This is a genomic window from Kitasatospora sp. NPDC001603 (genome assembly GCF_040298365.1).
Lineage (GTDB): Bacteria > Actinomycetota > Actinomycetes > Streptomycetales > Streptomycetaceae > Kitasatospora.
In genome coordinates this window covers 38,370-63,894 of record NZ_JBEPAA010000021.1, presented here as the reverse complement: position 1 = coordinate 63,894, position 25,525 = coordinate 38,370, and the positions used below count along the sequence as shown (strand labels likewise).

Annotated in this window: 20 protein-coding genes and 1 tRNA gene; 17 read left to right on the top strand and 4 right to left on the bottom strand. The window is 71.0% G+C overall.

Translation table 11 applies throughout. From position 1 onward, the window contains the following. Positions 1 to 188: 188 nt before the first annotated feature. The 6 genes from tmk to ABT263_RS15950 all read left to right on the top strand — a co-directional run bounded on the left by tmk (position 189) and on the right by ABT263_RS15950 (position 9,252). Positions 189 to 3,674 (top strand): dTMP kinase, encoded by a 3,486-nt coding sequence (gene tmk / locus ABT263_RS15975; RefSeq protein ID WP_352291044.1) that lies wholly within the window; start codon positions 189 to 191, stop codon positions 3,672 to 3,674. Between the two features lie 273 nt (positions 3,675 to 3,947). Next, positions 3,948 to 5,159, top strand: coding sequence for a DNA polymerase III subunit delta' (locus tag ABT263_RS15970; RefSeq protein ID WP_329492156.1), 1,212 nt, complete (start codon positions 3,948 to 3,950; stop codon positions 5,157 to 5,159). Between the two features lie 281 nt (positions 5,160 to 5,440). Then, on the top strand, positions 5,441 to 6,592 hold the full coding sequence (locus ABT263_RS15965; RefSeq protein WP_352291043.1) for an alpha/beta hydrolase: 1,152 nt from the start codon (positions 5,441 to 5,443) through the stop codon (positions 6,590 to 6,592). 80 nt (positions 6,593 to 6,672) lie between these two features. Beyond that, positions 6,673 to 8,337 carry an alpha/beta hydrolase gene (locus tag ABT263_RS15960; RefSeq protein ID WP_352291042.1) on the top strand — a complete coding sequence of 555 codons (1,665 nt, stop codon included), beginning with the start codon at positions 6,673 to 6,675 and terminating at the stop codon, positions 8,335 to 8,337. A gap of 100 nt (positions 8,338 to 8,437) precedes the next feature. Beyond that, entirely contained in the window at positions 8,438 to 9,097 is a 660-nt protein-coding gene (gene leuE / locus ABT263_RS15955; protein ID WP_329488488.1) for a leucine efflux protein LeuE, read from the top strand. Positions 9,098 to 9,178: 81 nt separating this feature from the next. Then, a tRNA-Thr gene (locus tag ABT263_RS15950) sits at positions 9,179 to 9,252 on the top strand. A gap of 457 nt (positions 9,253 to 9,709) precedes the next feature. On the opposite strand, the gene ABT263_RS15940 is transcribed toward ABT263_RS15950, so the two are convergent. The 4 genes from ABT263_RS15940 to ABT263_RS15925 form a co-directional block, all read right to left on the bottom strand. Then, positions 9,710 to 10,120 carry an NUDIX hydrolase gene (locus ABT263_RS15940; protein WP_352291041.1) on the bottom strand — a complete coding sequence of 137 codons (411 nt, stop codon included), beginning with the start codon at positions 10,118 to 10,120 and terminating at the stop codon, positions 9,710 to 9,712. 3 nt (positions 10,121 to 10,123) lie between these two features. Next, a complete protein-coding gene (locus ABT263_RS15935) occupies positions 10,124 to 10,675 on the bottom strand; it encodes a flavoprotein (RefSeq protein WP_352291040.1) in 552 nt (183 codons plus the stop codon). Next, on the bottom strand, positions 10,672 to 11,946 hold the full coding sequence (locus ABT263_RS15930; RefSeq protein WP_352291039.1) for a helix-turn-helix domain-containing protein: 1,275 nt from the start codon (positions 11,944 to 11,946) through the stop codon (positions 10,672 to 10,674). Before ABT263_RS15930 ends, ABT263_RS15935 begins: the two co-directional genes overlap by 4 nt. Before the next feature lie 370 nt (positions 11,947 to 12,316). After that, positions 12,317 to 12,463, bottom strand: a complete 147-nt coding sequence (locus tag ABT263_RS15925; protein WP_352291038.1) for a hypothetical protein — start codon at positions 12,461 to 12,463, stop codon at positions 12,317 to 12,319. A 17-nt stretch (positions 12,464 to 12,480) separates the two neighbouring features. Here ABT263_RS15925 and ABT263_RS15920 point away from each other — a divergent pair, with 17 nt between their 5' ends. From ABT263_RS15920 to ABT263_RS15870, 11 genes are all read left to right on the top strand, one after another. Next, on the top strand, positions 12,481 to 13,191 hold the full coding sequence (locus tag ABT263_RS15920; RefSeq protein WP_352291037.1) for an ATP-binding protein: 711 nt from the start codon (positions 12,481 to 12,483) through the stop codon (positions 13,189 to 13,191). Next, on the top strand, positions 13,188 to 14,090 hold the full coding sequence (locus ABT263_RS15915; protein ID WP_352291036.1) for a phosphotransferase: 903 nt from the start codon (positions 13,188 to 13,190) through the stop codon (positions 14,088 to 14,090). The genes ABT263_RS15920 and ABT263_RS15915 overlap by 4 nt, the downstream gene beginning before the upstream one ends. 34 nt (positions 14,091 to 14,124) lie before the next feature. Next, positions 14,125 to 15,120: a nucleotidyltransferase domain-containing protein gene (locus ABT263_RS15910; protein ID WP_352291035.1), complete on the top strand. Its 996-nt coding sequence runs from the start codon at positions 14,125 to 14,127 to the stop codon at positions 15,118 to 15,120. A 9-nt stretch (positions 15,121 to 15,129) separates the two neighbouring features. Continuing rightward, the gene (locus tag ABT263_RS15905; RefSeq protein ID WP_352291034.1) at positions 15,130 to 15,804 is read left to right on the top strand and encodes a histidine phosphatase family protein; all 675 of its coding nucleotides are present in this window, start codon (positions 15,130 to 15,132) and stop codon (positions 15,802 to 15,804) included. 9 nt (positions 15,805 to 15,813) lie between these two features. Beyond that, positions 15,814 to 16,920 carry a hypothetical protein gene (locus tag ABT263_RS15900; RefSeq protein ID WP_352291033.1) on the top strand — a complete coding sequence of 369 codons (1,107 nt, stop codon included), beginning with the start codon at positions 15,814 to 15,816 and terminating at the stop codon, positions 16,918 to 16,920. A gap of 833 nt (positions 16,921 to 17,753) precedes the next feature. After that, positions 17,754 to 18,302: a hypothetical protein gene (locus ABT263_RS15895; RefSeq protein ID WP_352291032.1), complete on the top strand. Its 549-nt coding sequence runs from the start codon at positions 17,754 to 17,756 to the stop codon at positions 18,300 to 18,302. Further along, positions 18,299 to 18,577, top strand: coding sequence for a helix-turn-helix domain-containing protein (locus ABT263_RS15890; protein ID WP_352291031.1), 279 nt, complete (start codon positions 18,299 to 18,301; stop codon positions 18,575 to 18,577). The genes ABT263_RS15895 and ABT263_RS15890 overlap by 4 nt, the downstream gene beginning before the upstream one ends. Before the next feature lie 104 nt (positions 18,578 to 18,681). Then, positions 18,682 to 19,050, top strand: coding sequence for a hypothetical protein (locus ABT263_RS15885; protein ID WP_352291030.1), 369 nt, complete (start codon positions 18,682 to 18,684; stop codon positions 19,048 to 19,050). Further along, positions 19,047 to 22,847 (top strand): tetratricopeptide repeat protein, encoded by a 3,801-nt coding sequence (locus ABT263_RS15880; protein ID WP_352291029.1) that lies wholly within the window; start codon positions 19,047 to 19,049, stop codon positions 22,845 to 22,847. Before ABT263_RS15885 ends, ABT263_RS15880 begins: the two co-directional genes overlap by 4 nt. Positions 22,848 to 23,401: 554 nt before the next feature. Next, a complete protein-coding gene (locus ABT263_RS15875; RefSeq protein WP_352291028.1) occupies positions 23,402 to 24,193 on the top strand; it encodes a thioesterase II family protein in 792 nt (263 codons plus the stop codon). A gap of 234 nt (positions 24,194 to 24,427) precedes the next feature. After that, positions 24,428 to 25,297, top strand: coding sequence for a sterol desaturase family protein (locus tag ABT263_RS15870; RefSeq protein WP_352291027.1), 870 nt, complete (start codon positions 24,428 to 24,430; stop codon positions 25,295 to 25,297). Positions 25,298 to 25,525: the final 228 nt, after the last annotated feature.

The following is a 25,525-nucleotide window of genomic DNA, read 5'->3' as shown; positions in this document are numbered from 1 at the left end:
ACCGGGCCCGCGCCCTCTTCGGAGGCGCGGGCCCGAGGTCTGTGGACGACCGGTGCGCGGCACGGCGCGCGAGCACCTCCGGCGCGGGGTGGCGAGCGTGTGCGCGGCGCGTCACAACCCTGCAATGACGGGCATCCGGAAGCCCGCACCCCTCTTTTCCGACCGGTGCCGACCGCTACGCTGACCGTATGACGAGCGAGGAGCAGCCCACCCCCGGCACCGGCGGTGCCGCCAGAGCCGGCACGCCCGACCTGCCGGAGGTCGCGCCCGCCGGAACCCCCGGAGAGCGCGCCCGGGCACTGTTGCGGCTGCGCCCCTACCGCCGCCTCTGGACCACCCAGCTGATCGGCGGCACCGCCGACCGGCTCGGGCTGCTGGTGCTGCTCGCGCTGACGGTGATCGCGGCCGCCCTCGGCGGGCAGTTCGGCGACCTGCCGCGCAGCCTCGCCTTCGCCGTCGCCGCGGTCTTCGCGGCCCGGCTGGCCGCCACCCTGCTGGTCGGCGCCGCCCTGCTCGGCCCGGTGCACGGGCTGCTCAGCGGCCGCCTGGACCGGCGCTGGACGCTGCTCGGCGCCGACGCGCTGCGGGCCGTGCTGATCGGCGTCGCGCCCTGGTGGATCGTCTGGCTGGGCTCCGACTCCGGGCCCTCCGGCGCCGCGACCTACGTACTGCTCGCCACCGTCTTCGTGACCGGTGCGGCCGAGCGGGTCTGGGCTATCGCCAAGGGCGCCGCCGTACCCGGCCTGCTGCCGCCGGCCAACCCCTTCGCGCCCCCCGGGGAGCAGCGTCCGTCCGCGGCCAACCTGGAGAGCGTGCGGACGCTGGACCGCCGCACCGGCTGGGCCACCGTGCCGCTCGCGGCAGCCGCGCTGGTCGCGCTCACCCTGGTCAACAACGTCTTCGCGGCCCTCGGCTCGGACTGGCTGCGCGTCCACCAGACCACCTTCGCGGCGCTCGGCGCGGCCGCCCTGTTCACGGTCTCGGCCGTCCGGGCGTACCTCCAGCAGCTGCCCGGCGGTCCGACGGTGGCCCCTCCGCACTCCCCGCTGCGGAGCCTGCGCGCGCCGACCGACGCCACGCCCGGTCCCGCGCTGAGCAAGGGCCGCACCGGCGCCGCCCCCTACTTCACCTTCTCGGTCGCCGCCGCCTTCGCCTCGATGGCGGGCGTCGCGGCGCTCGCGCTGCTGACCGCCGCCGAGCACCGGGCCGGGCCGATCGGCTACGGCCTGCTGGTGCTCGCCGCCGTCGGCACCCCGGCGCTCGGCTCCCGGCTCACCCGGGCCACCCTGCCCGCGCTCTCCCGCCGCCGGCTGCTCGCACTGGCGCTGCTGACCGAGGGCGTCGCGCTGATCCTGGCCGGTCTGGTGCTGGACTTCGTCCTGGTGCTGCTGCTGACCGTGCTGGCCGGCCTGGCCGCCGGGATCGTCGTCTCGGCCGGGCGCTCGCTGCTCGCCCAGGAGGTCGAGGAGGCGCGGCTCCCGACGGTCGACGAGCACCTGTACGCGGTGCTGCGGGCCGTGGTGGGCGGCGCGCTGATCGTCGTCCCGCTGATCGCCGCTGCCTACGGCGAGGTCGAGTACGGCACGGTCGAGCCCGGCTCGTTCACCTTCATCCACGGCGGCGCGGCCCTCGCGGTGGCCACCGCCGGGCTGCTGACGCTGGTGCTCGCGGCCGTCGTGCTGCTCAAGACCGACGACCGGCGGGGCACCGCCCCGTTCGGCCGGGACCTCGTCGACGCCGTGCGCGGCGCCGCCGGGCCGGCCCCGCACCGCACCACCGGTACCGGCTTCTTCATCGCCCTGGAGGGCGGCGACGGCGCCGGCAAGTCCACCCAGGCCCAGGCGCTCGCCGAGTGGATCCGGGGCAAGGGCCACGAGGTGGTGCTCACCCGTGAGCCCGGCGGCAGCCCGGTCGGGCAGCGGCTGCGCGGCCTCGTCCTGGACGTCGGCAACACCGGTCTGTCGCACCGCGCCGAGGCGCTGATCTACGCCGCCGACCGGGCCGAGCACGTCGAGAACGTCATCCGCCCGGCGCTGGCCCGCGGCGCGGTGGTCATCACCGACCGCTACATGGACTCCTCGATCGCCTACCAGGGCGCCGGGCGCGACCTGGCCGCCGCCGAGGTGGCCCGGATCTCGCGCTGGGCGACCGGCGGGCTGGTGCCCGACCTGACCGTCGTCCTCGACGTCGACCCGACCAGGGCCCGGGAGCGGTTCACCGAGGCGCTGGACCGGCTGGAGTCCGAGCCGACCGAGTTCCACCAGCGGGTCCGGTCCGGCTTCCTCTCGCTGGCCGCCGCCGACCCGGCCCGGTACCTGGTCGTGGACGGCAGCCAGCAGCCCGGCTTCGTCACCACCGCGATCCGCCACCGGCTCGACCGCGAGCTGCCGCTCTCCGAGCAGGAGAAGGCCGCCCGGGCCGAGCAGGAGCGGCTTGCCCGCGAGGAGGCCGAGCGCCGCGCCGCCGAGGAGGCCCGCCGGCGCGCGGCCGAGGCGGAGGCCGAGCGCAAGCGGTTGGAGCTGCTGGAGCAGCTCCGCGCCGAACAGGCGGAGAAGGAGCGGCTGGCCAAGGAGGAGGCCGAGCGGGTCGCCGCCGAGGCGGCGCGCAAGGCGGCCGAGGAGGCCCGGCGCAAGGCGGAGGAGGAAGCCCGCCGGCGGGCCGAGGAGGAGGCCAGGCAGCGTGCGGCCGAGGAGGCCCGGCTCGCCGCCGAGGCCGCCGAGCGTCGGCGGCTCGCCGAGGAGGCGGCCGCCCAGGCGGAGCTCCAGCGGCAGCGTGAGCTGCAGCGCGAGGAGCAGCGCCGGCGCGCGGAGGAGGCGCTGCAGCGGGCCGAGGAGGCCCGGCTGGCGCAGGCCGCCGCGCTCGCCGCGGCCGCTGCCGCCGCCGAGAGCGCGGCGGACCGGGCGGACCGGCCCGCTCCGCCGGCCGACGACGTGACCACCGAGCTGCGGATCGTGCCGGAGCCCGAGGACGCGACCCAGGAGATCTCCGAGCGGGACCGCCGGGCGGCCGTCCGGGCGGCCGAGGCGGCCGGCGCCGCGGGAGCCGGTGACGCTCCGGCGTCCCGGGCTCCGGAGGCCGACGCGACGGCGAAGCTGCCGGTCGTCCCCACCGCTCCGGCGGACGAGACGGCGGTGCTGCCCCGAGTCCCTTCGGCGGACCCCGACCGCTCGGGTGCCGGGCGGCGCGACCACGCCGACCGGACGGAGGTGCTGCCGCGGGTGGAGCCGACCCGTCCGGCGGACCGGACGGAGGTGCTGCCGCGGGTGGAGCCGACCCGTCCGGCGGACCGGACCGAGGTGCTGCCGCGGGTCGAGCCGACCCGTCCGGCCGGCCCGGCCGGGCGGGAGACGCCGGTCGACAGCACCCGCGAGCTCCCGGCGGTGGAGGAGCAGCCCGCCGCCGAACCGCGCCCCCGGCCCTCCTGGGCCGAGGAGACGCCGATGGACGACCTGCCGAGCCTCACCGACACCCTGCTGGGCTCGCGCGACGAGTGGGCCCGCTGGGAGCAGGGCGGCCCCGCCGACCCGGCGCCGCAGGACCCGCGCGGTGGCGCGGCCGCTCCTCCGGCCGGCCCCGGCGGGCCGGAGAGCCGTGGCAGGACGGACGCCCAAGGCGGGTCGGACGACCGGGGCGACCGCAAGGGCAAGGGCCGGCGCTGGGGGCGCCGGAGCTGACCCGGTCCCGGCCCGCGCGGTCCCACTTGGTCCACGCGGTCCACATGGCCCACGCGGCCCACTCGGCCTGGTGGGCCGACTGGGCAGGGGCGGGGCAGGGGCGGGGCAGGGGCCTGAGGGACGGTGGGCGGTGCGGCCGGGGCGGTGCTCCGGCGGCACCGCCCACCGTCGTACCGGCCACGTATGCTCGACTCCGGGAAACCGTGCCCGGAGCGCCGTCCGCCGCCCGGGTGACGGGCGCCGGCGCAGTCCGTACCGAGCTTGGGAGCAGCAGTGGCCGTCTGGGACGACCTGGTGGGCCAGGAGCGGGTGGTCGAGCAGCTGAGCGCCGCGGCCCGGGCGGCGTGGGCGACGGCCGCCGCCGGCCGCGGGGCCGCGCCGGAGCCGGGCGGCAACGCCTCGCTGATGACGCACGCCTGGCTGTTCACCGGCCCCCCCGGAGCCGGCCAGATCACCGCGGCCCGCGCCTTCGCCGCCGCCCTCCAGTGCACCAGCCCGGATCTCGCGCTCGGCGGTACGCCGGGCTGCGGGTTCTGCGACGGCTGCCACACCGTGCTCGCGGGCAGCCACGCGGATGTGAAGTACGTGCGCACCGACGGCCTGTCGATCGGCGTCGGCGACATGCGCGCCCTCGTGCTGCGGGCGTCCAGCTACCCGACCGGCGGCCGCTGGTCGGTGATCCTGGTCGACGCCGCCCACCGGCTCACCGAGGCCGCCGCCAACGCCCTGCTCAAGGGGGTGGAGGAGCCCTCCCCGCGCACCGTCTGGCTGCTCTGCGCGCCCTCCGTGCAGGACGTCCTGCCCACCATCCGCTCGCGCTGCCGCCTGCTGGTGCTGCGCCAGCCCGCCGCCGAGGCCGTCGCCGACATGCTGGTGAACCGCGACGGTGTCGACCCCACGACGGCCCGGATGGCCGCGCTCGCCGGCCAGGGGGACATCGAGCGCTCCCGCCGGCTGGCCGTCGACGACCAGGCCCGCACCCGGCGCACGGACGTGCTGCGGATCCCGCTGGAGGTCGGTGACATCGGTGGTTGCCTGGCCGCCGCCCAGCGGCTGGTCGACACCGCGAAGGCCGATGCCGAGGCGCTCGCCGAGACCCAGGACGCCAAGGAGACCGGCGACCTCAGGGCCGCGTACGGCGCGGCCGAGGGCAGCAAGGCTCCGCGGGGCATGGCCGGCGCGGTCAAGGAACTGGAGAAGCGGCAGAAGAGCCGGGCCACCCGGACCCGCCGGGAGACGCTCGGCGTCGCCCTGCTCGACCTGCTGAGCTTCTACCGGGACGTGCTCGCCCTCCAGCTGGGCTCCACCGGCGCGCTCTCCAACGAGGACCAGCGGCAGGCCCTGAACCGGGTCGCCCAGGCCGGCCCGCCGGAGGGCACGCTGCGGCGGATCGAGGCGGTGCTCGCCTGCCGGCAGGCGCTGGACCGCAACGTCGACCCGCTGCTCGCCGTCGAGGCGATGACCGTCGCCCTGCGCGCGGGCTGAGTCGGCGGACGCGGACGGCGGCCGGGGCGGGGCCGTCACCGGTGGGACCGCCGGTGGGACCGCCGGTGGGGCCGCTGGTAGGGCCTCCGGTAGGGCCTCCCGCGCTACCCGGGTGTCCCACCTTCGAGTGAACGGGCCGTACGCGCCGGGGACACCTGCGTGTGACGGCCGGATCGCCCTGCACGCTGGGGCCGACTGCGCCCCGACGCCGGGGCCGTCGCGTCCCGTCCGGCACCGGCCCCCACCGGTCGTCCGGCCCTCCTCCCGAGGCGGTGCGTCCCATGGTCCGTTCGCTCCTCGTCGTCCCCCTGCTGGCAGCCGCCTCGGGCGGGATCTGGCTCGCCCGAGGCGCCCTGCTGCGCTGGCGCGACCTGCGGTCCGCCGAGACCTACGAGCTGACCGGTGATCAGCGGCCGATGCTGCTGCGCGCGGCCGGCGCGATGGTCTGCGGCATCTGCGTGACGGCACTGACCGTGTTGACGGCCCTGGGCACCTTCGGCACCTTCGGCGGACCGGCCTCGCGGTCCGACTCCGCGGAGCTCACCGCCGACAGCACGGGCCAGGGCGGGAGCCGGCAGGCCGCGCCGCCCGCCGACGAGGCACCCGCTCCGGTCGCCCCGGCTGTCGCGCCCGCGCCCGCTTCTGCTCCCGCCCCCGCGCCGGCACCGGCCGCCAGCCGGTTCGACAGCGTCGGCCACCCGGGCGGTGGCGAGCTGCTGCAGTCCGCCGTCCCCGGCCCGGACGGCCACCCCCGCAACGTGCGGGTCTGGCTGCCCGCCCAGTACGCCAAGGACCCGAACGCCCGCTTCCCGGTGGTCGTGATGCACGCGGCCACTCCCCGGATGACCGCCGACACCGAAGTCCCGGACGTCTTCGAGGGCCTCGGCTCCGCCGTCCAGACCGGCAAGGCCCGCCCGTTCATCCTGGTGGCCCCCGAGGCGCCGAACGGCACCGCGCACCCGTGCGAGCTGGTCGCCGCCGCCCCCCAGGCCATCGCCGACGACGCCGCGCTGCGCACCACCATCGCGGCCACCTTCCGCACCCTGCCGCCCGGCCCGGCCTCCTGGGGCACGCTCGGCGTCGAGGCGGGCGCGCCCTGCGCGGTGGCCGCCGGGCTGGCCCGCCCCGACCTGTACGGCGCGGCCGCCGCGGTCTCCGGCCGGTACGACACCGTCGCGCTGACCCGGACGGGGGCCGAGGCCCCCGCCAACGCCGCCCCGAAGCTGCTCCTGGCCGCGGCCAAGGCCGACGCCGCGGGCCTGGACGCGGCCCGCAAGCTGCAGACCGCGCTGCACGGCGGCGCCGGCGCGTCGGCCCGTGCCGACGTCCGGATCTCCGAGAACGTGCAGGACTACACGGCCGACCGGGAGCGGCTGCGGCTGGTCCGCCAGGCGGTCCAGTACCTGGCCGAGACGCTGGCGAAGGCGTCCTGACCAGGGTGTCCGCGGAGGCTACGCTTCGCGGTACCCAGGGCGCCGGCAGCGGCCGCGCCCCAGCACCTGAGAGGGACCGGATGAGGTCGGAGCGGGGCATGCGGGCGCGGGCGGTGGCCGCGGCACTGGCGGTCGCGGGGTTGTTGGTCGGCGGGTGCAGCTCCTCCTCGTCCACCCCCGGGGCGGCCTCCTCGGACACCGCCGCGCCCGGCGCCGCCCCGTCCGGGGCCCTCGCCTCCGGGGGGCCGGCGGCGGCCGACGCCCGTCCCGGTGTCACACCGCTGGAGCCGCTCCCCGCCGCCGTTCCCGCCGCGCTGGCGCCGTACTACGGCCAGCGGCCCGCCTGGCAGCCCTGCGACGACGGCTTCGAGTGCACCACCTTCACGGTGCCGCTGGACTACGACCGCCCGGGTGGCGGCGACCTCACCCTCTCGGCGGTCCGGGCCGTCGCCGTCCCGGCGGACCCGGACCAGGGCGGGGCCCCCGGCGCGGCCGGCGGCCGGCTCGGGTCGCTGCTGCTCAACCCCGGCGGCCCCGGCGGCTCGGCGATCGAGTACGTGGAGGCCGTCGCCAAGACCTACGACAGCGCCGTGCGCGCCCGGTACGACCTGGTCGGGCTCGACCCGCGCGGCGTCGGCCGCAGCAGCCCGGTGACCTGTCTGACCGGCGAGCGGATGGACGCGTACACCGCCGCCGACATCACCCCCGACGACCAGGCCGAGATCGACGCCCTGGTGGCCGCGGACCGGGAGTTCGCGGAGGGCTGCCGGCAGCAGGCCGGCGACCGGCTCGGCCACCTCGGCACCGTCGAGGCGGCCCGCGACATGGACGTCCTGCGGGCGCTGCTCGGCGACGAACGGCTCAACTACGTGGGCAAGTCCTACGGCACCTTCCTCGGCGCCACCTACGCCGGTCTCTTCCCCGGCCGGACCGGCCGGATCGTGCTGGACGGCGCGATGGACCCGTCGCTCGACTCGATCAGCGGCAACCGCACCCAGGCCGGCGGCTTCGAAACCGCCTGGGCGGCCTTCGCCAAGGACTGCGTCAAGCGCGAGGACTGCCCGCTCGGCCGCACCGAGCAGCAGGCGGGCGAGCAGCTCAGCGCCCTGTTCGCGGCCATCGACGCCAAGCCGCTGACCACCGTCGACGGCGCCCGCCGGCTCACCGAGTCCCAGGCGACGACCGGCGTCATCCAGGCCATGTACGCCGACTTCCTCTGGCCCAAGCTGCGCACCTCGCTCGCCGACGCCAAGGCCGGTGACGGCACCGGCCTGCTCAAGCTGTCGGACTCGTACTACGAACGCGGTCCGGACGGCTCGTACCCCAACCTCATGTTCGCCAACATGGCGGTGAACTGCCTGGACCTGCCCGCGCCGTTCACCGGCCCGGCCGACGTCCAGCGGGCCGTGCCGGACTTCGAGCGGACCTCGCCCCGGTTCGGCCGCGACATGGCCTGGATGGCGCTGACCTGCAGCTACTGGCCGGTCCGGGCCACCGGCGCCGCGCACACCGTCCGGGCCGCCGGCGCCGCTCCGATCGTGGTCATCGGCACCACCCGCGATCCGGCCACCCCGTACGCCTGGGCGCGGTCCCTCGCCGGGCAGCTGGAGTCCGGGCGGCTGCTGACCTTCGACGGCGACGGCCACACCGCGTACGGACGGCACGACGAGTGCGTCGACGGGGCGGTCAACGGGTACCTGCTGGGTGGTCCGGCGCCGGAGCAGGGCAAGCGCTGCGGCGCGTAGAGGGGGAGGGGCTCGGCGGGTAATTTCGGCTTCAACCGCCGACCGGTGCGACGTTACGATGAGCGCCCCGCAGCCCCTGCCACCCCCATCGGAGCCCACCGTGCTCGGAGTCAACGACCTGGCGACGTACATCCTCGGCGCCCTCGTGATCATCCTCCTCCCCGGCCCCAACTCCCTGTACGTGCTGTCCGTCGCCGCCCGCAAGGGCGTCCGGACTGGCTACACCGCCGCCGCCGGCGTCTTCGTCGGTGACTTCACCCTGATCAGCCTCACCTCGCTGGGCGCCGCCTCGCTACTGGAGGCCAACCCTGCGGTCTTCGCCGTGGTGAAGTTCGGCGGCGCCGCCTACCTGCTCTGGATCGGCGTCGGCATGCTCCGCGCCGCCCGCCAGCTCTGGCGCGAGCACCGCGCCGCCGCGGCCGCCCCCGACACCGCCGCGGCCGCCGTCCCGGACTCCACCGAGCGCCCGTTCCGCCGCGCCCTGGTGATCAGCCTGCTGAACCCGAAGGCGATCCTCTTCCTGCTCTCCTTCTTCACCCAGTTCGTGGACCCGTCCTACGGACAGCCGGCCCTCTCCTTCGCCCTCCTCGGCGGCATCCTGCAGACCTTCAGCCTGCTCTACCTCTCCATGCTGATCTTCGCGGGCACCACCCTCGCCACCGCCTTCCGCCGCCGCAAGCGCCTCTCCGCCGGCCTCACCAGCGGCGTCGCCGTCCTCTTCGCCGGCTTCGCCGCCAAACTGGCCGTCTCCTCCGCCTGACCCACCGCCGCGGAACCCCGTTACGGATCACCCGCGAACCTGTGTAGACTGGCCCGCGTTGCCACCACGTGCGGCAACGGTGCCGCCTTAGCTCAGTTGGCCAGAGCAACGCACTCGTAATGCGTAGGTCATGGGTTCGAATCCCATAGGCGGCTCTGTAGAAGCCCCAGGACTCACTCGCCGTGACCTGGGGCTTTTGCTGTTTTCGGCATGTGGGCGGGCGTCAGCGACGCGCTGCGGGACCACGTGCGTGAGCGATGGAACAGGCCAGTTGCGAGTGGCTCCAGGACCGCATCCGCGTTGCCAACCGACCCAGCTACTCGTTGAGGCCACCGCCCGCCGCGAACTCGGCAGCGCCCGCCTGCCCGCCAAGGTCCTCATCGCCCGTATCCAGCACACCAGCTACAACCCCGCACCCAACCGCACCGTCGAGGCGGCACTCCTGCGCTCGTCTGCCGCCCCGCTCGTCCGACAGGCCACGACCAACCCGTCAATCACCACGACCGCCCTGCAGCGCCCCGGTACCCAGCCCCGACACCGCTGACCAACAGGGACCGGATTCTGCTTCGGCTTTGGGCGACCACCAGCTGGTGGCCGCCCACCACTGTTCGCTCAGTCCTTGAGCGCGATATCCAGGTATGCCTGCACTGGCTCGAAGATCCCGTACGGGACGTATTCGGGGATCTCCGCAAGCGCCACCCACGCCAGTGCGTCCAGTTCTCGTGGGTCACCGACGGCAGCGGTGCCGCTGACGATCTCGCAGACCATGTACGACAGCCATCGGCCAGTCTCCGGGTGGACGCGCTCGCCGAGAACCTTGATGACGGCCACGTTCAGCCCCGTCTCCTCTGCGGTCTCGCGGACAGCCGCATGCTCGGGAGACTCGCCGGCCTCGATCTTGCCTGCCGGGAACTGCCACAAGAGCCGGCCCTCGCTGACCCGGCGCCGGACCATCAGCACCCGACCCTCTCGGATCACGATCGCGGCAGCGACACCTGGCGGCCCCTCTGAAGGCGGGAGCATCGGCTAATCCCTCTCCGCCACTGAGGCCGCCACGGGGCGGAGCAGGTCGAGGACGTGGGTCCAGCTGTACTTGTCGCGGCCCCCGCCGGCCTTGGGCTTGTGGGGGACGTAGTCGCCGAGCAGGACGCCCATCGACCGGAGCCGGGCCAGGCTCTCCGCGTACGCCGGGTGGGCAGCCTGGGCGGAGTTGACGTAGGGCTGGACGGCCACGGGGATGCCGAGGCCGTACGCCTCGCAGAGGATGCCGAGGGCGAGGGTGTCGGAGATGCCGGCGGCCCACTTGTTGATGGTGTTGAAGGTGGCCGGCGCGACGGCGATCGCGTCGGCCGGGGGCAGGGGTTGGGGGATGCTCGGCGTGCGCCAGGCGGAGCGGATCGGGTAGCCGGTCTGGGCTTCGACGGCTTCCTGGTCTATGAATCCGAGCCCGTTCGGGGTCGCGATCACGCCGACTCCCCAGCCCTCGGTATGGGCGGCAGTGATCAGTTCGCCCACGCCGTCGGCGATGCCCGACGCGCAGACGACGACGTAGAGGAACGGCTCGCGGTGCTCGGTCAAACCTGGACTCCCAACTCCTGGCAGAAACGGCGAAGCTCCGGGACGGCGCCGCGCCGGTCGCGAGCGGCCATGTCACCGGCCAGCTCGAGCACGCTGGGTCGTCGGCGGATGTCCTCCGAGGCACAGCTCTCCGCGATCCTGAGCGCTTTGTATCCCTCGGCCAGTCTGCCCTGCTGGCTGTAGGCCCGTGCAGCCTCCACCCACAGTGCCGCCCGGCGTTCGGGGACCGGGATGCGCCTGCGCATCAGCGGCTGGGCGGCTTCCAGCGCCGCTCCTGCGTCGCCCAGGACGACCGAGGCGCTCACCGAGTGGAGCGCGACGTTGGTCGGACTGAAGTTCGCCCAGGCCTCGGGGCTGTCCAGGTCGACGTAGCGCGCGACCTCCTGGGCCTCGCCGAGGAGCTCGGCGGTCGTGGCACGGTCGCCGCCGGCGCTTGCGGCCGTCACCCCGCGAAGGAGCATGAGCCCCAGCGCGGCGAGGTACTCGGGTGGGCGCCGGTCGTAGCTGCCGGAGAGCTGGTCGGCGGTGTGCCGGATGAGGGTGACGGCGGGCGCGGTGTGCCGGTCGCGCGCGAGGACGTGCGCCTGGACTCGGACGCTGGAGGCCATCACGACGGGGTCGGCGCTCCGTTCGGCCTCGGCCATGGCACGGCCGACCGCCAGCCAGGCGTTGCCGTGGTCGCCGAGCTTGAGCAGCAGGCTCACCGCGGTCTGGTACGCCGTCGCGAGGAGCCCGGACAGGACCTGATCGCCGCCGCGGGAGGCGTCCTGGGCCTGGCGAAGGTCGGCGATCAGCGACGGCAGCGCGCCTTCGAGTTCGGCATACCGGCAGGTGTAGAAGAGCCTCCGGGCCTGGGAGAGCCGGGCCGCGAGTGCGGCCTGGGGTTGTGGCGCGTGATCGGCTGGAACAGGTCCAGGCAGCAGCGCCTGGACCAGCTCTATCCCCACGCGGGGACGGGGCGTCGGGGTCGCGAGCGCGGCGACGCTCGCGGCCAGGAAGTTGCGACGGTGCATGTCGTCCGTCCTGCTGTCCGCACTGGTATGGGAGGACAGGCCGAGGCTCCCCAGCGGGATGTCGAGCACGGCTGCGACAGCGCGCAGGACGTCGATGTCCTGCGTCCCCTTGCCGCTCTCCAACCGGCTGATCTTCGACTGGTGGTAGCCCAGTTCGGTGGCCACGTCCGCCTGCGACCGCCCGCTCAACACCCTTGCACGGCGGATTACTTCTCCGATCCAGCCCGCTGCGGAGTGTCCTTTGGCCGTCTGCGACATGGCTTCTCCTGCCAATGCTGATCCTGCCCTGGTGAGCCGAGCGTAGCCGTACCGGGGCAACCCGTCATGCACGATCTGCATCGATCACGCACGCGGAGCCCATGCCCTAACCGTGGTGCGTCGAGATGGAGTTGTCTGTGCGTCAGCAGCTCGACCACCCTCGCAGCTTGCCGTTCCCCGCTCCCGCATGACCGAGGCCCATCTGCGGTCTCTCGCATGCGCGGCTTTACCCAGTGGCTAAGGAGAAGCGCCGATGACCCTCCGCTCGGACGCCCAGAGAGGCGCTACCACGCATCAGCGGGAAGCGGACGCGGTGGCCGTTCCTCTCGCTTCGGAAGACGGCCGGGCGTCGAACGCAACCGCGAGCCCCTCAGACCGTGCGGCCGCGCGTCGCGAGCGCCTCGCCACCGCCGGCACCCACGCCCGAGAGGTCCTCGACCGCCACCAGTTCGAGGACGGCCGGTGCAGCGACGGCTGCGGCCCCTGGCCGTGCAACAGCGTTGTCGACGCGCTCCAAGCCTGCGATGGTGACCAGTGATCGCCTCCACTCACGCCCGACGTATCTCGTTCATCGGTACCAGGCGCGACCACGTACCGCCGGCCCGAGACGCCGTCGTCCGAGTCGCCCGCTCGTGGGGGATCGACCCGACCTCGCTGGGCGACATCGCGCTGGTCGCCGACGAACTGCTCGCCAACGCGGTCATTCACGCGCCAGGAAGACTGCTGGTCGGCATCCACCTCTCCCCGGACGGTGACCGGGTGGTGATCGAGGTGTACGACCCGTCGCGCCGGATGCCCACCGGCGCCGCGAACTTCGGCAACGACGAACTGACCACCGGTCGAGGCATGCTGCTGATCGAGGGCCTATCGGAGACCTGGGGCGCGGAACCGACGACCCATGGCAAGAAGGTCTGGGCCGAACTGGCGGTGCCCGCTGTCGCGGTACCCGAGTACCCTCGCTCGGCCCGCCGGGCGGCACTCATCGCCAGCCTCGTCCGCACCGACCGTCCCAGGCCCCGTCCCCACGCGCCCACCTGGCCAAGCGCTCGCGCGTACAGGTGGTTCTCGCGGCACCGCTCGCCGCGTGCCTACCGACTCCGCCCGTGCTGGTCCAGGCGCACCGGCCGGGCGGTGACGGGGGCCGGTCGCTCTTTCCCCCGGGAGCGGCCGGCCCCACCCCGTCCGACTCGCGCGGAGCAGCCGTGCTCCACCCGAACTCTGCTCTACGGAAGGATGGATAGATGAGTGACTGGGAGTTCGTGAAGGACAGAACGGCCACGCAGGGCGCGGTGTGGAGGTCCACCGACGGCCTGCTCTACAAGCGGACCGGCGGCGAGGATCTGCGGGTTGAGGCCGAGTTCCAGCAGCTGGCCGCCGGCCTTGGTTACCCGGTGCCGGAGATCGTCGACAGCGGTTCGGAGAACGAGGGCTACTTCGTCATCGAGCGCGCCATCGGCGACAGCTCGCTGCACGAGGAGGCGTTGGCCGACGCCAGGCAGGACGGTCAGGTCAGCTACCAGGTGATCAGCACGGCGGCGGCCGTCGCATCGAAGCTCCTGCAGGCCCAGGCGAGGCACCCCCTTCCCGCCACGCCGTGGTTCGAGAAGGCGGCGTTCGCGGCAGAGGTCTTCGAGGAGAACCCGGACCTCGACAGCCCGCGCGTCCACGAGGCGGTCGAGCACGCCCTCGACCGGTTGGCCCGGCTCCCGATGGTGCACGGACATCTCGACTACGGCCTGCCCAACGTCCTCCAGGCCGGCGTCATCGACTGGCAGCACCACGGACCGGTCCCGCTCGGCTACGACGTCTACCCCGCGCTCGACATCGTGGCCTTCAAGGGTGGCGGCAAGGGCTACAGCATCACCCCGGAACAGCGCGCCGCTTACACCGGCGCGCTCGACGAGACCACCGCATCCCTGACCGGGCAACGGGTGAGCGAGCACCTGGGCGACTTCCTGCTCGTCAAGTGCTTCTTCTTCCTCGCCCTCATGCGGCCCACCGACCCCACACGGCACGACAAGCACATCAAGTGGCAGTACCGCCGCACCCTCTTCATGATGGGACTTGATCAGTATGAGTCGTCCAACACGATCGACACCGGCACCTTCCCCACTCTGGAACGGTTCACCGCTGAACACCGGTAGGCCGGTTCCCACCGTTCGCGACCGCGACTACCTGATGGACCACCACGGAGTCGTCTTCAAGGTCATCGGCGACAGCCACCCCGGCAGCCACTACCTCGGCTACGTCAAGTACCACCCTGACGAGAAGGGCGACCGTCGGCTCTTCGACCGGACCTACCGGCAGAACAGCGTCGTGTCGAAGTCCTTCGGCATCCTCGCCGGCAGGCCGGAGTGCTACGTCTTCTCCGACACCCTCGGCTGCGTCATCACCGGCATCCCGCGCGAGGACGTGGCCGTCCACTACTCCTGCCGCCAGGCCCTCGCCGCCATCCACGAGGACCCCGGCGCGGTCGCCGACAACCCGGCAGGCAAGGACCTCCTGGCGATCACCGAGTGGATCACCGCGAACGACGCCCAGGGCCTGATCGGCGTCACCGGCTCCTTCCTCGTCGGCTGCTTCAACGAGCGCTCCGACATCGACCTCGTCTGCTACGGACCCGAGGGCTACCAGGCCGCACAGGAGCTCTTCCAGCAGACCGAGCTGATCCGGCCGTACGACGGACACGACCTCACCCGGCTGTACATCCGCCGGGCCAAGTACATGGAGGGCAGCTCGTTCGACGCCCTCATCAAGCAGGAACGCCGCAAGCTCCAAGGACTCACTGCCAACGCCGGCGCGCACATCAACTGCGAACCCATCCGCTCCGACCGCGACAAGACCTTCGCCCGGATCTCCTCCAAGGAGATCGGCGAGATCTCGCTCCTCGCCAAGATCACCGACCACGCCGAGGGTCTCACCACCCCGGCCGTCTACGGGATCAAGGTCAAGACCATCCTCAGCTCGACCATCGACGAGGCCGACTCCTTCGCCCGCCGGATCACCCACATGCGCTCGTACCTCGGCGCCTACACCGGTGCCTTCCGGTCCGGCGACACCGTGCACCTGTCCGGCAAGCTCGTCCACACCCAGGATGGCGAACACAGCGGCTTCGGCATCGAACTCACCCCCTGGACCGTCAGCGGCTCCTACGTCGCCAACCTCGCCGGATAGGACCGCACCGTGACCCTGCTCGTCATCCGGCACGCCGAATCCGTCGAGAACGCCGACAAGTACAACGGCTTCTACCAGGACCCCCGCCCCTACAGCGGAACCGCCGCGCACGCCATCTCCCGCACCATCGTCGGCCTGACCCCGCGAGGCTTCCGGCAGGCCCAGTGGCTCGCCGAGGTCCTCCCGCAGCTCGCGAGCTCCGACCTGCACGTCTACACCTCGACCTACCGCAGGGCGATCGACACCGCCGCGATCGCCCTGCCGACCCTCCCCGATGGTTGGCCCCGGCAGACCGCGCTCCTGGACGAGCAGCACTACGGCGACGCCACCTACATGACCAAGCGCGAGCTCTACGACAGCTACCCCGCACTCGCCGAGGACCGCCGCCGGCGCAAGCACATCTGGACCGCGCCGGGCGGCGGAGAGTCGCTCGCCGAGGGCGTGCTCAAGCGGGCCGCCGAGTTCGCCGCCCTCGCCCAGGCCGAACTTCAGGAATCGCGGACCGTTGTCGCCTTCACCCACCAGACCGCCGCGGTGGCGCTGCAATCCCTGCTCGAAGCCCGCACCTTGCCCGAGATCCTCGCCGAGGAGCGGAAGGGCAAGATGCCCAACGCCGCGATCCTCCATTACGAACTGCGAGACGGCCGGTTCACCCGGACGGGAACGACCATCCCGCCGATCTAGGAGGAGCCCGTGCGACACCTGTTCCTCAACGGGCCCGTCCAGAACGGGCCCTTCACCCTCGCCACCCGGCCCGGCAAGGCCGTCGGCATCCGCCTCGCCGCCGCCCTCAACGCCATCCTCGGCTCACCGCCCGCACCCCACCTGTGGAACACCGTCACCCTCGCCGGAGACCTCCGTCACCGCCAGGCTGAGGGCCCGACGATCCCCCGCCAGCGGTTCGAGGCCGACCTGATTGCCGCCAAGTACACGTCCGGACAGTTCCCGGTGGGCGGCATCCTGACCGACACCGACGCGGAGGTCGCCAACCTCGCGCTGGAGATGATCGAGAACAACCTCCGTGCCGGCACCCTCAGCATCAGCCGCGAGACCGTCCCCACCTGCCGGGCCTGCGGTCACATGACCGGCACCGGCAACCACCCCTGCAACGCCTGCGGCAGCACCGAAACCCGGGAGCGCACCGGCCTCCACCTCGTCGCCGAACTCGCGAAGGACCGCCCCGTCCTCGACCGCTCGGACATCCACGCCAGCCACCGCCAGCAGCCCAAGCACCTCCAGCACACCGCTGCCAACGTTGCCCAGCGCCTGATCCTCTCCCGAACCCGCGACCACGGCATCGACCTCTCGCCCATCGGCCTCAGCGGCCTCGTCCTCGACCCACGCGTCGGTATCCACGCCACCGTCCTCGCCGCAGCGCGCCGGCACGAGGCGGACACGGCCGTCATGACCATCACCGAGAACGCGGCCAACCACATCGCCGCCCACGGCCAGCACTTCCGTGAACACGGCGGCACCCGGCTTCAGTACGCCCTGCACGGTCACCTCCCCTACGATGACACGGCCAGCCTGCAGCCGCTGCACGAGGCGTACCGAGCCACCCAGGAGGTCAAGGACGGCTTCGAGCAGTGGTTCCTCCCCGTCTTCTCCCTGAAGGCCAAGACGGCTACTCGGCCGGACCAGCTGCCCGTGCTTTTCAAGCACTACATGCGGGCACATCTGGCCCGGCCGGCCGAGGCCAACGAGGCCGTTCTCAAGGCGGTGCAGCACGCGGTCGCCGCCGGTGACACGGACTGGATCACGAGCAAGCAGACACTGGCCAACGTGATGGCGGGCGTGTAGGCGAATCTCCTGCAAGGGCGCGTTCAGCGCTCTACGCTCGGCAGCGAGATGCCGCTGTGTTCATGTTCACCGGTTACTACAGGTACCGCGAGCGCAGCTACTTCCTCCAGCAGACCGCCGACGCGATCGAGGAAGAAGCAAACGCGGTCGCCCTTGGCGTTGGCGCCTACCAGGAGTTCGGACTCGACCAGGGGGCCAGGCGCTGGCGAAGTTCACCCAGCGAGTCGAGGACCTGCGCAACGAACAACGGCGCCGCCAGCAGCAGCTGGATCAGCCTGCCGAACAGACAGGCCCCTCTGGCCAGCCGCAGTCCTGAGTCGCAGCGCCCCGTTGCCCTCGGCTGTCATCGGTCCGCAGTTGGGTAGCCCGCCGGGACCGGCATCTGGAGTGGAATGTGCGGCAGGGGTTCCATGGCACTCCCCGCCAACCGTGGGAGAACGGTCTCGGAGCTCTCATCTCCCATCGCTGTCCTGCCAAGTTCGGTCGAACCCTCGGTAGAGTCTGTCGCTTCCTGGTCGATTGGTACATCTCTGCCAATCACGGTGGCGGCCTGCCCAAGTTGCTCTGAGTGGCCTGAACAAGGAGGCGTAAATGCGGCAGGGTCATGGCGAAACTGACGGAGGAGCAACGGCAGCAACGGGCCGCAGCGCGGGCCCGTCGCGAGGCCTTGGCCCGTGAGGAACGGCACCAGCGGGACGAGGAACGTCGCAAGCAAGCGGTGGCGACGCGAGGGCAAATACCTCAGCTGGGAGGAGTACAAGGCCGGCGTGCCATGTCGCGGCTGAGGGCAACCCCTTCTTGGCCGAGCAGGCGACAGGCCTGCCCGGTCGCCAATGACAGATCAGGAGCGTCAGGAACGCGACGTCGCCGAGAAGCAGTTCCAGGAGCGGCACGGCGAGTGCCACGAGGGGCGCTGGGGCATTTCGGGCTCTCCGGTATTGCACTGCTTCGGCTGCTGTCCTACGCCGCCGATGGGTCCGAAGCAGGCCGAAGAGATCGCGAAGATCCTCTTCTCCTCGCGGTCCGAGGACCGGAAGAAGGAGTTGGATGTCTGGAAGCTGACGCTGACCTGCGACCACGTCAAGGAGACGACACAACACCGCGACCATAGCTACTACTCGATGGGGATCGCTCGTTGCCCGGAGTGTGAGGCTGACCGGGGAGTGGTGTCCAGCGAGCGGATCGGGCCGCTCTGCGACAATGGCGTCGTGCGCGTGCCGGGCACGCCTGGTCCGGTTGAGCGGGAGCGTCTTGCCGCCGAGCTGACGTCAGTGGAAGCGAGGCTCAAACGTCAGCAGAAGAGCGCCGCTGCCACGCAGAGCCGCATCAACGAGATCAGGGCACAGCTCGCTGCGGGTGCTGACGGCGGGGACCGAACATGACTGTCGCAGATCGAACCGATGGGACCCACGTGGGGTCGCCGGTCCTGACGCTGGCGGAGGCTGCGGCCTATGTGCGCAGGACGCCGAAGGCCATGTACGGACTGCGTGACCGAAGGTCGGGGCCGCCGAGCTTCCGGCTAGCCGGCCGCGTGTACTACCGGCGGACAGCGCTCGACGCCTGGCTTGCAGAAGGTGAGGCCGACGATTCTCGCTCCAACCTGAAGCTCGACCCGACGCGTAAGCCGCCCGAGCTGCGCCGCAGCCGTTCAACATGACTGGATCGCCAGGCCTTTCACAAGGTACCGACCATCGCGGCCATGCGCGATTAGAGTGCTTTGCGGCGTGACGATGTGAGCAACTCACTGGAGTAGACATGGATATGACGTCCACCGAGCTTGCGCTGGCGGCTTTGAGTGGCGCCAGTGGAAGCCTTAGCGAGGCGGTCGTGACGGATCTGTGGCGTCGCCTTCGGAGCCGCTTCTCTAGCGACAGCCAGGCCGTTGCCGCACTGGATGGGCGGGACAGTAGCGATCCGGATGCGGTCGCCGTGCTGAGCGAGGCGCTGCGTCGTGAGGCCGCAGCGGACCCGAACTTCCGAAGCGAGATGGAGGAGTGGCTGTCTCGCCTGGTCTTGCCAGCCAGTGGCACAGTCAACACTGTGCGGGACTCCCACGGCCTGAACGCGCCGGGTGCTACGTTCAATGGCACGGTTAACATGTCCTTTGGTCAGGGCGAGCAGGCGCGATGATGGCGATCCCGCCCCAGCCAGATCGAGGCGCAACAGCGAACACTGTCGTCGGTTCGACGGGCTTCAACGCCCCAGGGGCGGTCTTCCAAGCTGCCGTCAACATCAACTTGGCAACGGGACTCGCCAATCCGACTCCATCGGTCGAGGAACTGCTCGCGTTGGCATCAGTGGAGGCGCCGTACGGCAGGCTGCCGGAGGCCGTTCTGGGCCGGGACGGGATCCTCACAGTCCTTACAGTGCTCGTGCCGACCGGAACGGAGGATCATCCACGCATCCAAGTCCTCTCCGGAATGGGCGGGGTGGGCAAGACTACGGTGGCCCTGTCTGTGGCAGACCGGGCTAGGGAGACCGGGGTCGAGGTCTTTTGGATCCAGGCCGGATCCGCAGCGTCCGTGGCCGACGGGATGCGACACACGGCCCTCCTGGCTGGCGCTCCGACCGAGCACGTGACCCATGCCTGGGAAAAGGGCGGGCGGCCCGCCGCCGATCTGCTCTGGCGCCATCTGGCGACCCTGGATCGCCCTTGGCTGCTCATCTTCGACGATGCCGATGATCTCGATGTGCTTTCGTGTCCAGGAACGGCACTGGCAGACGGCACGGGCTGGGTCAGGCCCCCAGTTGGCAAGTCACAAGGGGTCCTGGTCACCACCCGCGACAGCAACAACCGATCCTGGGGCAACCGGGTCGCAAGCTTCCACCGCCTCGAGGTGCTTGAACTCGAATTTGCAGGCCAGGTTCTCCAGGAACTGGCGCCCGCAGCGGGGGACATCGACTCCGCCGTGGCGCTGGCCGATCGCCTCGGCTCTCTGCCGCTCGCGTTGCACTTGGCGGGCACTTACCTGGCTATGGCACAAGGCGACCCGCTGGCTGAAGCCGAGACCTTTGCCGAGTACGTCGATGCTCTTGACGATTCCCCACTGTTCCTCGACGACGTACACGAGGGTGTGCACGGGGATCTGCGAAGCGAGGAGGAACGTGCCCGCCGGACGATCGCTGGTACCTGGGAGTTGTCCCTCGCCCTGCTCGAACGTCAGGGGACGGCATCGGCACGTGGCTTGTTGCAGTTGTTGTCCTGTTTCGCGCCTGCCGCGCCCTTGCCGAAGGTCTTGATCAATCCGTCCACGATTGCCGCCTTGGGGATGTGGCCCGAGGACCTACCGCCCAGGGCAATCAGAGCGGCGATGGGCGGCCTGAGCCGCTTTGGCCTTATCGGACTCAATGTGCGCTCGGCGGAGCCTGTGTACCAGATCCATCGACTGGTGGCCGAGGTGTCGGTTGCCCCGCTCCTATCGGCCCCTCTGGACTACCGAGAGGTATGGGATTCGGCTGCCGACCTACTTGTAGCGGCCACTCCGTACCTGGCGAATACACGGGACCCGAGTTCCTGGCCAACCTGGCAGGGGCTCATCCCACACTGGCTAGTCGTGATCGATCGGTTGCCAGAATGGGGCAGCACCGCTGCCAATGAGCGTCTCGGCAATGTGTTGCTCTGCGCTGGGGTTGCCGTGGCCTATCTGAGCGTCCGGGGCGACTACGAGGCGGCGTGCCGATTGGCAGACGAAGCGCTGGCGCGAGCCGAATCCGAGAGAGTAAGCCCCTGGATCGGCGTCAACATCCGTCGGCACAGGGCGATCGCGGTTAAGGAGATGGGTGATCTAAAGGCGGCCGAGGCCGAACTCGACCGCATCGTGGAGGAGTGCGTCAGGTACTTCGGGGAGGCTGACCCCACGACCCTTACCGTGCGATACGAACGGGCAAGGGCCGCATCGCAGCGAGGGAAGCTTGAGGAGGCGGAGCAGGAGTACGACGAGGTGATTCGCCATGAAACCCGGCTGTACGGCGCAAACGCAGCGAATACACTTCGATCGCGACACGGCCGCGCGATCTGTATCAGAAGCATGGGGCGCTTTGAAGAAGCGGCGGACGAGGGGCGCCAAGTACTAGAAGGGCTGCGGACTGAGTTGGGCGAAACGCACCCAGATGTCCTCGAGGCCCACCACGAGTTCGCGATCTCCCTTCGAGATCAGGGAGAGAACGATCGCGCAGCGCAGGAATTCCGCCGGGTACTTGAACTGGAGGAGGAAACACTCGGAGTCGATCACTCGTCCACGCTAATCACCCGCTCCAACCTTGCAACCACGCTTCTCCTGCGTCAGGAGTTCAGTGAGGCGGAGGCCGAGATCAGGGCTGTGCTGGACGCACGGACCCGCATCCTGGGCCCTGATCATCCCGACACGCTCGACTCACGCCACAGCCTCGCCGTACTGCTCATGCGGCGAGGCGAACTCGATGCGAAAAGCGCCTCGGCGGTCTTCGAGCAGCTGATCGAGGCGCAGAAGAAGCAGCTCGTTGACGACCATCCCAACGTGCTGGCAGGCCGCAGTAGTCACGCTGCGGCACTGCGATTCATCGGCGACATGGTGGAGGCAGAGTCGGAATTCAGGTCAATCCTGGCCGCGGCGACCGCGCGACATGGAAGGAATCACCCAGTCACACTCAATGCTCGCTTTGAGTGGGTGATGGCCTTGGGCCGCATGGGGCGAACGGATGACGCGGTATCCGAGATGCGTCAGGTCCTGACGCTTCAGGAGCAAGTCCTCGGCGGCTCCCACCGGAACGTCGCCAACGTCCGCGCGTCGCTGGGCACGCTCCTGCTCCAGCAGGGAAGCCTTGCCGAGGCGGAGGAGCAACTACGTCAGGCGCTGAACGCCCTGGCAGAGGACGACGGTGGCCGATTGGATGTCCGACACGATCTCGTGGCGGTGCTACACGCACGTGGTGAGCTAAGAGAAGCGATTAGTCAGCTTCGAGAAATCGCGGACGACGAACAGCGGAGGTCTGGGCCCGCGCATCCCGACACAATCACTGCCCGTAATAGTCTCGGGGTCGCTTTGAAGGATTTCGGTGAATTAGAGGAGGCGGCGAGCGTCTACCGTGAAGCCCTCGCGGACGCGGCGGATACGCATTTGGAAGACCAGCCTGCAGTCCTGATGCTGCGCCATAATCTCGCCGTTGTGATGCGCATTCAGGGCGACCTAGATGGGGCTGAGAAGGAGCAGACGTCTATCCTGCAGGTGCAGGAACGTCGACTCGGAGCTGAGCACCCAGAGACCCTAGCCACGCGGCTGTCCCTCGCCCGTATTCTCGATGACAGGGGGATCACTGCCGAAGCCGAGGACGCTTACCGGGAGATCCGCTCAGTGTGCGCTCGTGTTCTTGGTCCCAATCACCGTCAGACTCTTTCTGTCCAGGGAAACCTGGCCTTCCTGCTGCTTGGCCAAGAGCGGGTCCCCGAGGCAGAGGGTGAGTATCGAGATGGGCTGGAGAGATGTCGGAGCACCCTAGGGGAAGATCATCCAGCGACCCTGAGGATGGGACACAATCTCGCTATTGCCGAGGCAATCCAGGGGAAACTTGCAGAGGCTACTTCCCGGCTCCGCGGGGTCGTTGAGCGTCGCGGTCGCACACTGGGGATGGACCATTCCGATACTCTGGCAGCACGGGAGGACCTCGGTAAGACCCTGTACCGGGCAGGGCAGCCGGCGGCGGCTGCTGAACTGCTCAAGGAAGTGGCAGAGGGCTGGTCTCGGGCGCGTGGCGCGGACCACGACGAGGTCTGGGAGGCGCGCTACCGACGAGCCCAGTTGCTCTGGGAGGCAGGACACCCTCGCGTGGCGCAAGAGGAACTGGAAGCGCTACTGCTCCGTACCTTGGAGACCCGGCCCGATGGGGATCGGCGCATCACGGCGCTGCAACGGGTGCTGATGGCCGTGAGGGCCGATGACGGAAGTTGCTAGGTCGGGGCAGTGCCGTGTTGGTACAGGCAGGTCTGCGTGAGCGATGCGTGAGCGGACGGCACAACACGTGCCAGCTCGGACCAGATCGTGGATCACGGCGCAACCTCCTGACCTGCGGGTTCATCACCAAGTGATCGGTGCTGGCAGCAGCCATCATGATCACTCTCGGGCTCGTAATGCGTAGGTCATGGGTTCGAATCCCATAGGCGGCTCTGTAGAAGCCCCAGGACTCACTCGCCGTGTTGCGTAGGCGGATGCCCTCGCGTCGACGGATGTCCGCGATCGGGTGTGCTGTGGTCCCGGGTCGGAGGTGTCGGCTGGCGCCCGCCGGGTGTGGGTTCGGATTCCATGGGGTGAACGTTGTGGTGGGGGCCCGGTTGCTTGGAGCGGCCGGGTCCTTTGTGTTGGCCTGGGGGTGGCGGTAGGGGGTGGGTAGGGGTGGGGTGGGGGTGCGAGAGGGGGGACGGGCATCTGGTCGTGGTGGGGCGGCGGGGCTTGAATGGCAGCCAGGGTGGGCCGTCGTGGGTGGCCCCGGGGAGGGGGAGGGGATGGGAATGCCACGGTACGCAGCAGCGCCGGAGCGGAGCAGTCTCTGGATCCGGCGGTTCCAGCCGGCGCCCGCCGCGCCGGCGCAGTTGGTCTGCTTTCCGCACGCCGGGGGGTCGGCGGGGTACTTCCTGCCGGTGGCGCGGGCGATGCCCACCTCGGTGGACGTGCTCGCGGTGCAGTACCCGGGGCGGCAGGACCGGGCCGGGGAGGCCTGTGTCGAGGACGTGCACGTGCTCGCGGACCACGTGGTGCGGGAGTTGCTGGTGTGGGCGGACCGGCCGTTCACGCTGTTCGGGCACAGCCTCGGGGCGTCGGTGGCGTTCGAGGTGGCGGTCCGGATGGAGCGGGCCGGGATGGCGTTGCAGGGGGTGGTGGTCTCCGGGCGGCGGGCGCCGTCGCGGCCGCGGGACACGGCGCAGGACGTGCACCGGTCGGACGACCGGGCGCTGATCCGGTCCCTGGAGCGGTTGAGCGGGACGGATCCGTTGATGCTGCGGGACCCGGAGTTCCTGGAGATGGTGCTGCCGTCGGTCCGCAGCGACTACAAGGCCGCCGAGACGTACCGCAGCCGGCCCGGCCGGGACCGCATCGGGCAGCCCGTCCTGGTGCTGACCGGGGACGCGGATCCGCAGGTCACCGCGGCGGAGGCGGAGGCCTGGGCCGAGCACACCACGGCGGGCTGTTCGGTGCGGACCTTCTCGGGCGGGCACTTCTTCCTCGACGACCACGCGCTGTCGGTGATCTCGGCGATCAGCGGATTCGCCGCCGGTCGGCACCTTCCGGCCCGGCTCGGTTGACCGGGGCCGTGGGCCACTGATCGTCCGCCCGCCCGTCCCTCTCCGGAGGGGCGGGCGGTTCGCATTTCCGGGATCTTTATGACGGACGGAAGAATCGTTTGGCCATCTATTATCTGACAAATTGCGGCGCTTGTGATTCTTTCCAAAAATGCCTCGCATCCCCTTCCGTGCACCGTTAGTATCGGAACGAATGCTTTCGGTGATCGTTCGAGCCGGCTCGCGAAGGGGGTAGCCATGGGTGAGCGGTTGCGCTCCGCGCTGCGTCACGTCGCCTACCCGTTCCTGCTGGTCACGCTCGTGTCGATAGCGGTCGCGGCCCTGCGTTGGCGCTGGGACCTCGGGCGGGTGAGCCAGTTCTTCCTGCTCGGCACGATCGGCTATCTGACGGTGCTGGAATGGCTGATCCCCTACGAACCGGAATGGCGGCCGAGCGCCGGCGAGTGGGGCTGGTACGGCGCCTATTTCGTGCTGACGATGATCGGTGGGGCACTGTCGCAGGTGCCGGTGTCGGCCATGGTCGGGTGGGCGGCGCCGCCGCATCCGGTGCTGGCGCTCTGGGTGGAGATCCCGGCGGCGCTGCTGCTCGGCTCGCTGGCCAACTACCTGATGCACCGCTGGAGCCACACCAATCGCTGGCTCTGGCGCCTGCACGGGGTGCACCACGTGCCCGACAAGGTCAATGTCGCCAACAACGGGGTCAACCACATCGTCGACGTGGTGCTCACCCAGGGCGCCGTGCAGCTCTCGCTCGCGTTGGCGGGGTTCTCGGCCGAATCGGTGTTCGTGGTGGGCCTGTTCGTGGTCGCTCAGGGCTATTTCGTGCACGCGAACGTCGATGTCCGGATCGGTGCGCTCAACCACGTCTTCGCCGGCCCGGAGCAACACCGGCTGCACCACAGCGTCGATCTGGCGGAGGCCGGTCACTACGGGTCCGACCTCTCGATCTGGGACCACGCCTTCGGGAGTTTCACCTGGCAACCGGGCCGCCGGCCGGCCGCGGTGGGGCTGCTGCGCCCGTCCGACTTCCCCCGGACGCGCGAGGTGCTCGCCAGTCATCTCCAGCCCTGGCGCAGGCCGGTGCGGGCCGACGACTTCCCGGCCTGACGCCTCGCCGACCCGGCCGGTCCGCCCGCCCGGCGCCCCCTGTCCGTCCGTTCCGACTCCTCGCCGACCGCTGCCTCCTCTTGTCCGCTGCGATCCCGAACCCGTTCCGGTGGCGTTGCCCTGCGACCCCGTCGTCCCTTGCTTCGCGCCCACTGCCCGCCGCCCATTCCCCGCTCGCACTCCTCGCCGGCCCTCGGCCTGTCCCCTTCGGCCGGTCCGGTCTCCGGC